The 9,929-nt window shown below is 32.6% G+C and carries 8 protein-coding genes; 1 reads left to right on the top strand and 7 read right to left on the bottom strand.

Annotated elements, in window-relative coordinates:
* The 5 genes from Y10_RS14780 to rpsO all read right to left on the bottom strand — a co-directional run.
* Positions 1 to 728: DUF4249 domain-containing protein (locus tag Y10_RS14780; RefSeq protein WP_281766182.1), on the bottom strand; the 728-nt coding region annotated here is incomplete at its 3' end.
* Positions 728 to 3,562: a TonB-dependent receptor gene (locus Y10_RS14775; protein WP_281766181.1), complete on the bottom strand. Its 2,835-nt coding sequence runs from the start codon at positions 3,560 to 3,562 to the stop codon at positions 728 to 730. The genes Y10_RS14775 and Y10_RS14780, both read right to left, overlap by 1 nt.
* Before the next feature lie 18 nt (positions 3,563 to 3,580).
* Positions 3,581 to 4,303 carry a hypothetical protein gene (locus tag Y10_RS14770; protein ID WP_281766180.1) on the bottom strand — a complete coding sequence of 241 codons (723 nt, stop codon included), beginning with the start codon at positions 4,301 to 4,303 and terminating at the stop codon, positions 3,581 to 3,583.
* Between the two features lie 148 nt (positions 4,304 to 4,451).
* Positions 4,452 to 6,605: a polyribonucleotide nucleotidyltransferase gene (locus Y10_RS14765; protein WP_281766179.1), complete on the bottom strand. Its 2,154-nt coding sequence runs from the start codon at positions 6,603 to 6,605 to the stop codon at positions 4,452 to 4,454.
* A 137-nt stretch (positions 6,606 to 6,742) separates the two neighbouring features.
* Positions 6,743 to 7,012, bottom strand: a complete 270-nt coding sequence (gene rpsO / locus Y10_RS14760) for a 30S ribosomal protein S15 (RefSeq protein WP_281766178.1) — start codon at positions 7,010 to 7,012, stop codon at positions 6,743 to 6,745.
* A 136-nt stretch (positions 7,013 to 7,148) separates the two neighbouring features.
* Here rpsO and Y10_RS14755 point away from each other — a divergent pair, with 136 nt between their 5' ends.
* Positions 7,149 to 7,823: an outer membrane beta-barrel protein gene (locus Y10_RS14755; RefSeq protein ID WP_281766177.1), complete on the top strand. Its 675-nt coding sequence runs from the start codon at positions 7,149 to 7,151 to the stop codon at positions 7,821 to 7,823.
* A gap of 85 nt (positions 7,824 to 7,908) precedes the next feature.
* Here Y10_RS14755 and accD read toward each other — a convergent pair whose 3' ends face one another.
* Together accD and fbaA are read right to left on the bottom strand one after the other, a co-directional pair.
* Entirely contained in the window at positions 7,909 to 8,763 is an 855-nt protein-coding gene (gene accD, locus Y10_RS14750; RefSeq protein WP_281766176.1) for an acetyl-CoA carboxylase, carboxyltransferase subunit beta, read from the bottom strand.
* 65 nt (positions 8,764 to 8,828) lie between these two features.
* Positions 8,829 to 9,896, bottom strand: a complete 1,068-nt coding sequence (fbaA, locus tag Y10_RS14745) for a class II fructose-bisphosphate aldolase (RefSeq protein ID WP_281766175.1) — start codon at positions 9,894 to 9,896, stop codon at positions 8,829 to 8,831.
* Positions 9,897 to 9,929 lie beyond the last annotated feature (33 nt).

The raw sequence follows: 9,929 nt of genomic DNA, 5'->3' as shown, positions 1-9,929 counted from the left end.
TTAATGCTATTTTCCGTATTATTAGTGCTTGTAGCTAATAAAATATCCTTAGAATTTTCTGTTCTATAACATATATTTATATTTTCTTCTACTGGTACAAGCATTATGTAGTAAAACATATAGTCACACTCGCGCACACTATCATAATAATATTCATAGCCACCTACGTTCATTCTTTGAGTTATGTTATAAGGTGTAATTACTTTGTTAGTTTCTTCATATTCATACCGGCAGTACACATTGTCATTAGTGTTTCCTGTTACATCAGCATATACTTGAACACCTTCTACACCTTGTTGGTTTGTGTGTGCTTCTGCATACAAATTATCAATGGTTACCTTTTGAGGGGTAGTTTCTTCGGTAGATTCATATTCTCTTCCGTCTTGTGTAGTTATATGCAAGCTATAAGAGGCATTTTCTACTGCTTTAAAAGGCATGTCTGATATATAAGTAGAATCATTTGCTACTTGACTAAAATTAAAAATTTGATTGTTGTTGTCTCTTATGTATACCGAAGCATTGTTTACATACACTAAAGTGTCTGTATTTAAAGGGTAGCTGTTAGTAAGCCTTACAGTTTGGTATTGTAAACTATCGGTAAGTGTGGCGTTCACCACCAATAGCTCTTCAAAAGTTTCAGAAGCTATTGGGTAGGGCTCAGTACAACTAGAGGTTATACCTGATAGTATTAATAAGATTGGTAATATTTTAAAAAATGATGTATTCATTAAAATTTAAAGTTATAGGTTAACGTAGGAACTGGAATAGAGAAGATTGATGTTTTATAAGCTTTTACTTCTCCATCTTCTGTTACAAAATAAATTGAGTATGGATTGTTTCTACCCAAAACATTGTAAATAGAAAAATTCCAGAAACTATGTGCAAACTTTTTTATTTTATGATTTCCTTCTATATTAACTCCAATGTCTAATCTGTAGTAATCAGGTATTCTAAATTGGTTTCTATCACTGTACAAAGTGTATTCACTATTTCCATATTGGTAAGAACCCACAGGGTAAGTAATAGGTCTACCTGTTTGGTAAACAAAGTTGGCACTAAAGCTATATCTTTTTGTTAATTTATAATTAGCTACTATACTTACATCATGTGGTTTATCAAAATTAGCAGGGTAATAATCATTATTATTAACCATTTCATCATTAAATTGAGAATCGGTTCTTAAATAAGCTCTAGAGTAGGTATAGCCTAACCACCCGGTAAAGTCACCTTTGGTTTTCTTAAGTAAAAATTCAACTCCATAAGCTTTACCTTTTGCAGGAATAATTTCTCTTTCAATGGTTTCATTTAATAACATTTCTGCACCAACTTTATAATCTAGTACATTATCCATTCTTTTATAGTACCCTTCTAAGCTTAGTTGATACATTTCGTTTTTAAAGTTTTTAAATAAACCAACAGATACTTGTTGACCTTTTTGAGGTTCAATGTTTAAATCTGATAGTTTCCAGGTATCTGTAGGAGATTGTGTTGTATTGGTAGATAATAAATGAATATATTGATAATTAGTATCAAAACCAGCCTTAATAGAAAAATCATCAGTAAATGAGTATCTTCCAGAAATTCTATATTCTAGTCCAGAATAGGTTTTATAAAAATCACCATTGTCATACTGTAATTCTTCTAAGGCAGTACTTTCATTTTTTGGTAAGCCATCTTCATAAGTAAATTGAGAAGCTGGTCCTATAGCATTAAATACAGTATATCTTAATCCTGCATTTAATGATATTTTATCACTTAGTTTAAACTCATCTCCAACAAAGATGGCAGATTCTAGAGCTTTTTCTTTATCAACATTAATAGACTCTAATTGCGAGGTACCATCAGTCGGGTCTAAATATCCTGGGTTTAAGTTGTATAATTTAGACGATACACCATATTTCAAGTCGTGTTGTTTATTTAAGTAATAGTTGAAAACTAACTTTAATTGAGTTTCATTGATATCAAAACCATAATCAAAATTGCTACCAGGGTTGTTTTCGTAATCAATGCTATATTTATATTGGCTATTGCTTAAATGTGTTGTTAAGTTATGCTTGTCTGTAAAAATGTGTTTCCATTCTACCGAGGCAAGTGAATTACTATAAGTGTATAATGAATCTGGTGAAAGGTTAAATTTGTCACGGCTATAATAGCCTGTGGCTTTAACAGTATTCTTTTCATTAAATTTATGCGTGTAATTAACCAAAAGGTCATAAAAATTAGCATCACTATTTTTAAGGTCTTCTTCGTCTAGGCTTCTCAAAATCCAACCAGAATAAGTGGCTCTAGCCCCAACCATAAGACTAGACTTATCTTTAATTATTGGTGTAGATATTTTTACATTACTTGTTACAGGGCCAATACCTGCTTCTCCTTCAAATTTATCAATGTCACCATCTTTTGTTTTAATATCAAATACAGATGATAATCTTCCTCCATATTCAATAGGAATACTTCCTTTGTAAATATTAGCAGAACCAATAGTATAAGGATTAATAGCACTAAAAAAGCCAAAAAAGTGAAATGGGTTGTACACTACTGCATTATCTAAAAGCACTAAGTTTTGATCTGACTTACCACCTCTAACGTTGAAACCTTGGGCTCCTTCACCAACAGTTTTAATACCTGGCATTGTAACAGCAGCTTTTATAATATCTCTTTCTCCTAATACCATAGGGATGGTTTTTATAGATTTTACATCTATAGAAGTAACCCCTGTAACCGTTTCTTTAATAATTTGATTTTGTTTACTAGATACAACAACCTCACCTAATTCAGTTACACTTTCTACCAAATCAAAATTTACAGTACCATCATTGTACATAATTATTTGTTGCTCTACAAAGTTGAAACCTATAGAGCTTAACTCTAAACTATTTAAACCAACTGGTAGTTTGATGGAATATCGTCCGTCAATATTACTTACAGCACTGTATTTATTGTCTTTAGTTCTTACGGCAACATTAGGAATTGGTTCTCCCGTTTTATTATTCTTAATAACACCTTTTAGGGTAAAGAAACGTTCTGCATTTTTCTCAGTTTCTTTACCAATAAATTTTAATTCGTTTTGGGTAACAATTCTATCTTTAACAATAGCTTTCTTTTTTTCTTGTGTTAAAAGATCTAATGAATCTGCGTCTAATGTACCATCTGAATATTCTTTGTAAAAAATAGGAGCTATGTTGTTAGTGGTGTCATTTAATACATTGTCTTCCTCAAGTCCAAAAAAATTGTTGGCCAAATCATTATGAATTCTTATGTTTTGCGATAAAATAATCTTTCCGTCTGTAATAAAAAAATTAAGATTGGTTTCTATAAGAACGTCTTCTAAAATAAAATCAAGTGTTTTATTACTGTAAGATTTATTAATTTTTAAATCACTATAATTACTAATCCAATCTTCTTGGTAATAAAAATTAAGTCCGGTTTTAGTTTCAATTTTAGATAATGAACTTTCTAAGCTTTCATTAGAAAAAGTAATTGAAATAGTTTCCTGCTCTTGAGCAAAGGCTAAAGATGTAAGTAATAGAAACAGCGTTGCTATGTAGAGTACTTTATTCATAAAACAGATGGTTGGTTATTATAGTGATTGGTCTAGTTGTTTTGTAAGTCTACTTAGAAAATCTGGCAAGTTGTTCTTACGTAATTTTTTATTTTCTTTAAAAAAGTTTTTGATAAGATCTTTTTTAGAAGGGAATAAATCAATAAATGAAGATGCAGATTCAACTTCATGTAAGGTATTTTTATAAACTACATAGTAGGTCTCCGAAAGGTTGTATGTAATTAAACTTCTGTTGTTTTTTATAATATCTCTCGGTTTTTTGATAAACTTAGTATAAAGTTCTAACTCTTTATTTTCTGTAAGTTTTTCATAAAATCCATGTGCAGAGCCCTCTACTGCTAGTACGTCTAAATTCACAAAGTTACGGTTTAACTCATTGATATAAAAAGAAGCTACTTTGTCTGTGATTGCATTTATAGAAACGTTTGAGGTACTTTTATAGGGTAGTATGGTTAGTACATCGTTCACTAAATCATATTTAGTTTGAATATGAAAATATTTTTCTCCGTCATAATTAACCGTAGTGCTCTTAAAATTTGTGTATAAGTACCTGTGCTCACCTTTTAGTGTGATGTCTTTATTAAAATGTACAGTTCCATTATATACATCTAAATAATTTAACCCAGCAATACTGTCGTGCTGAATATATATAGTTTCTTGGTTTTCTTGAGCGTAAATATTGCAGATGAAGAAAAGACAAAGAAACACGATTAAGTGCTTTGTTTCGTAGATGATTTTCATAAAATAGCAAGTATAGTTTAGTGTAAGATTAAATTTATTAAAAAATTAGGAAAAATATGTTAATTATCAAAAATAATATTTTATTTAACAAAAAAAGCGGCTACCAGTACTGGTAGCCGCTTCATTATTATATTTGAAAACTAAGGGTTTAGTTCTCTTCTTCTTTTTTCTTGAAAGTTTTTTTATCCTGTCTAGGAGGTCTTGGTAATAAAGCCTTTCTAGAAACTTTAGGCTTTCTTGTCTTAGGGTCTATACCTATGTATTTCACCTCAATTTCATCACCTAAGTTTACTACATCGGTAACATTATTAGTACGCTCCCATGCAAGTTCAGAAATGTGAAGTAATGAATCTTTTCCTGGTACAAACTCTATAACTGCACCAAAGTCTAAGATTTTGGTTACTTTCACTTTATAAACTTCTCCTTCTTTAGGAGTAAAAGTAGCAGCTTTTACAGAAGCTATTGCTTTTTCTATTCCTTCTGGGCTAGTACCTAAGATTTCAACAACACCATGGTCATCAACTTCTTCAATTACAACAGTAGTTTCAGTTTCTTGTTGTAAAGCTTGGATGTTTTTACCACCTGGTCCAATAACAGCTCCAATAAATTCTTTAGGAATTTCAAGCTTAATAATTTTAGGAGCATGTGTTTTTACAGTGTCAGCAGGAGCAGCAATAGTATCGGTTAATTTACCTAAAATGTGCATACGTCCTTCTCTTGCTTGGTTAAGAGCGTTTTCTAAAATTTCATAAGAAAGTCCCTTAATTTTAATATCCATTTGGCAAGCAGTAATACCGTTTTCAGTACCTGTAACTTTAAAGTCCATATCACCTAAGTGATCTTCGTCTCCTAAAATATCAGATAATACAGCATATTTATCACCATCGGTAATTAATCCCATTGCAATACCAGAAACCGGCTTCTTCATTTGAATACCTGCATCTAATAACGCCATAGTACCTGCGCATACAGTAGCCATAGAAGAAGAACCGTTAGATTCTAAAACTTCTGAAACAACTCTTACAGTGTAAGGGCAATCTGCAGGAATCATATTTTTAAGTGCCCTTTGTGCTAGGTTACCGTGTCCAACCTCTCTACGAGAAGTACCTCTTAAAGGTCTTGCTTCACCAGTTGAGAAAGGAGGGAAGTTGTAGTGTAAATAGAATTTTTCTTCTCCTTGTTCAGAAGGAAGATCAATTACATTTACTTCTCTAGATGTACCAAGAGTAACAGTAGCTAAAGCCTGAGTTTCCCCTCTTGTAAATATAGAAGAACCGTGTGTAGAAGGTAAATAATCTACCTCACACCATATAGGTCTAATATCAGTTGTTTTTCTACCGTCTAAACGAATGTTCTCGTCTAAAATAAGATTTCTAACCGCTTCTTTTTGGGTTTTACCAAAGTATTTACCTAGTAAATCACCATCAGCTTCTAGTTCTTCTTCTGTAAATAAAGCTTCACAAGCTTCTTTTACTTCGGCAAAACGTTCGCCACGTTCTTGTTTACCAGTATCATCTTTAGCAATAGCATAGCATTTTTCGTAAGCAAAGTCATGAATCTTCTGAGCCATCTCTTCATTTTCTTTCTCTGCTTCGTACTCTCTTACTGGTTTTACACCAACTTTTTCTGCTAATCTTCTTTGTGCTTCACATTGTACCTTAATAGCTTCGTGTGCAAACTTAATTGCATCTGCCATTTCTTTTTCAGATACTTCTAACATTTCACCTTCTACCATGGCAACTGAATCTTCAGATGCACCTACCATCATATCAATATCAGCAACTTTAAGTTGTGCAGCAGTTGGGTTTATAACAAACTCACCATCTACTCTTGCAACTCTTACTTCTGAAATTGGGTATTCAAACGGAATATCAGATAAAGCAATACATGCAGAAGCAGCTAAACCTGCTAATGCATCGGGCATTACGTTTTCGTCATGAGACATTAACTGAATCATAACTTGAGTTTCTGCATGATAGTCTTTTGGAAATAAAGGACGTAACACACGGTCAACTAAACGCATAGTTAAAATTTCCTGATCGCTTGGACGAGCTTCTCTTTTGAAGAAACCTCCCGGGAAACGACCTGCAGCAGCAAATTTCTCTCTGTAATCTACTGTTAATGGTAGGAAATCTATCGATGGGTCGGAAGTTTTAGCGGAAACCACTGTAGCTAGTAACATAGCGTTACCCATTCTTACAACTACAGAGCCATCGGCTTGTTTTGCTAATTTTCCTGTCTCAAGGGAAATGGTTCTTCCATCCCCTAATTCAATAATTTCTTGTTTTACTTCAGGAATCATAAATTTCTTAATTAATTAAACAATGGGTGTTGTGTTGTTGTGTAGTTGTTGTGAACCCAATGAAAAACTAATGATCTTCAGCTTTTTATTATAATATTGGCAAATAAAAAAAAGAGGCACGAAGCCTCTTTTTCTGATTATTTTCTTAATCCTAATTCTTTGATAATTGCACGATATCTTGTAATATCTTTGTGTTTAAGATAATCAAGTAAGCTTCTTCTTTTACCAACAAGCTTTACTAATGAACGCTCTGTATTAAAATCTTTACGATTTCTTTTTAAGTGCTCAGTTAAATGATTAATTCTGTGTGTAAACAATGCAATTTGTCCTTCAGCAGATCCAGTGTTGCTTTCAGCTCCTCCGTGTTTCTTAAAAATGTCTGCCTTAACTTCTTTAGTTAAATACATGCCAATATTATTTTAATGATTTTTATGTATTGATAAGACTATCTCATCAAGCTGCAAATATATGATTTATTTATGAATTAAATACATTTACCTAATAATTTAAAAAAGTGTACTTTCGTGATAAAATTAATCTATAATGAATAAATATTTTCTTACTTTAATGTTTCTTGGGTTTACCGTTTTAGGGATGGCTCAAGATGATGTTGCCAGCCGAAAAGCTATGTTTGGTGTTTTGGGTGGTTTAAATTTATCTTCTATGACAAATGCAGAAGATGGTGATGATTTTTCTACACGTGTTGGACTTAGAGCTGGTGCTTTTGTAAAGTTTGACTTAAACAACTCTCTCTACCTTAATCTTAAAGCTATTTATAGCATGCAAGGTAATAAGTTTACTACACAGGTTTCTGAATTTGATGATTCACAGGTTGAAGTGGTTACTTATGATGTAGACGGGGTGCTTAAAATGGATTATATTGAAGTACCGCTTACTTTAGAATATAAGTTAAATAGGTTTTCTTTTGAATTAGGGCCTCAAATTGGTTTTAATATTCTTGCAGAAACAGAACTTGAAGGAGACGGTTATGACGTTACTGCTCCTATAGATAATGAACAATCTGTAGTTGTAGGTGGGGTTATTGGTGTAAATGGTTATATTACCGACAAGTTTTATGCGAGTGTGACTTACGAAAGAGGTTTTAGTGATTTGTATAAAGGGGTACGTTATAATTTTGGCGAATATGGTACTGCTACTGTAGAGTCTGATTATAAATACTCGCTATTTAGTTTGAGCTTAAACTATATTATATTTTAATAGCTTTAGTATTTGAGTTATATAAAAAAGGCTGCATTTTTTAAAATGCAGCCTTTTTTATGTTTTGTTATTCCTGTTAGAGCTATTATCTAATAGGGTTGTTTAAAATTAAATCTATATAAAGATTAATTTTATTTTTAAGTTCTTTTCTATGAACAATGTGATCTAAGAAACCATGTTCTAATAGAAACTCTGAGGTTTGAAAACCATCAGGTAATTCTTTTCCTGTAGCCTCTTTAATAACACGAGGACCTGCAAAACCAATTAAAGCACCAGGTTCAGCTATGTTAATGTCTCCTAACATGGCATATGATGCTGTAATTCCCCCTGTAGTAGGGTCTGTACATAAAGATATGTAAGGTAACTTTGCTTCTGCTAGCTGTGCTAATCTTGCAGATGTTTTAGCCATTTGCATTAAAGACAAAGCAGCTTCTTGCATTCTTGCACCACCAGATTTAGAAATAAGTACAAAAGGCATTTTATGATCTATAGCATATTTAATACCTCTGCTTATTTTTTCACCAACAACACTTCCCATAGACCCACCAATAAAAGCAAAATCCATACAAGAAATCACTAGGTCTTCTCCTTTAGATTTACCAACGGCAGTTCTAACGGCATCTTTAAGTCCTGTTTTTTCTTTAGCATCTTTAAGTCTGTCAACATAATTTTTAGTGTCAACAAACTTTAAAGGGTCTTTTGCTGTAAGCTTTTCGTCTAGTTCTGTAAATTCGTTGTCGTCAAAAAGTATTTCAAAGTACTCCTTACTTCCAATACGTACATGATAATCATCTTCAGGACTCACATAAAAATTTTTGGCAAGCTCATCAGCTTCCACAATTTTTCCCGTAGGAGACTTATACCAAAGTCCCTTCGGTGTGTCCTTTTTCTGCTCAGTAGCAGTTTGAATTCCTTTTTCTGTTCTCTTAAACCAACTCATATAAAAAAATAAAGCGCTGAATTTATATTCAATAAAAATTCAGCGCTAAATTATAAAAAAATATTTTATAACGTATTGATGTTATTTAAATCTTCAAAAGCCTTTGTAAGTCTAGCTTTAAAAGTTTTCTCACCTTCTCTAACCCAAACTCTTGGATCATAGTACTTTTTGTTAGGTGAGTCTGGTCCTTCAGGATTACCAATTTGACCTTTTAAGTAGTCAATTTTACTAGTTACGTAATCTCTGATTCCTTCTAAGTAAGCGTATTGTAAATCAGTGTCAATATTCATTTTAATTACACCGTATCCTATAGCTTCTCTAATTTCTTCAACAGTAGAACCTGATCCTCCGTGGAAAACAAAGTCTACAGTGTTAGCTGGTACATTGTAGTTTGCACTAATGTACTCTTGAGAATTTTTAAGAATTTTTGGAGTAAGTTTTACGTTACCTGGTTTGTAAACACCGTGTACATTACCAAAAGCAGCAGCAATAGTAAACTGAGGGCTAACTTTTAATAATTCTTCGTAAGCGTAAGCAACTTCTTCAGGTTGTGTATATAATTTAGAGCTGTCTACATCTGTATTATCAACTCCATCTTCTTCACCACCAGTAACACCTAATTCAATTTCAAGTGTCATACCCATTTTGCTCATTCTTTCAAGATAGCCTTTGCAAATCTCAATATTTTCTTCAATCGGCTCTTCAGATAAGTCGATCATGTGTGAGCTAAATAATGGTTTTCCAGTTTCTTCAAAGTGCTTTTCACTAGCGTCTAACATACCATCTACCCAAGGTAAAAGTTTTTTAGCGCAGTGGTCTGTGTGTAAAATAACAACAGCACCGTATGCTTTAGCTAATTCGTGGATGTGTTTAGCTCCGGCAACAGCTCCTGCAACAGCAGCTTTTTGATCTTCGTTAGAAAGACCTTTACCGGCGTTAAATTGTGCACCACCATTAGAAAATTGAATAATAACAGGAGAATTAAGCTCTACAGCTGTTTCTAAAACTGCGTTAATTGAACTAGATCCTATAACGTTAACTGCAGGTAAAGCAAATCCTTTTTCTTTAGCAAGTTTGAAGATTTCTTGTACTTCTTTACCAGTAGCTACACCAGGTTGAATGTTATAACTCATGAGTATGTAGTTTAATTTTATATATACTACAAA

The sequence above is a fragment of the Neptunitalea lumnitzerae genome (assembly GCF_027924185.1).
GTDB classification, from domain to species: Bacteria; Bacteroidota; Bacteroidia; order Flavobacteriales; family Flavobacteriaceae; genus Neptunitalea; species Neptunitalea lumnitzerae.
This window is presented reverse-complemented; position numbering and strand designations above follow the sequence as displayed.

What these genes read in the sequence shown, in the direction of transcription:
- accD (WP_281766176.1), bottom strand. Translation starts at nt 8,763, where the DNA reads ATGAGTTGGTTTAAGAGAACAGAAAAAGGAATTCAAACTGCTACTGAG.
- rpsO (WP_281766178.1), bottom strand. Translation starts at nt 7,012, where the DNA reads ATGTATTTAACTAAAGAAGTTAAGGCAGACATTTTTAAGAAACACGGA.
- fbaA (WP_281766175.1), bottom strand. Translation starts at nt 9,896, where the DNA reads ATGAGTTATAACATTCAACCTGGTGTAGCTACTGGTAAAGAAGTACAA.
- Y10_RS14770 (WP_281766180.1), bottom strand. Translation starts at nt 4,303, where the DNA reads ATGAAAATCATCTACGAAACAAAGCACTTAATCGTGTTTCTTTGTCTT.
- Y10_RS14765 (WP_281766179.1), bottom strand. Translation starts at nt 6,605, where the DNA reads ATGATTCCTGAAGTAAAACAAGAAATTATTGAATTAGGGGATGGAAGA.
- Y10_RS14755 (WP_281766177.1), top strand. Translation starts at nt 7,149, where the DNA reads ATGAATAAATATTTTCTTACTTTAATGTTTCTTGGGTTTACCGTTTTA.
- Y10_RS14775 (WP_281766181.1), bottom strand. Translation starts at nt 3,562, where the DNA reads ATGAATAAAGTACTCTACATAGCAACGCTGTTTCTATTACTTACATCT.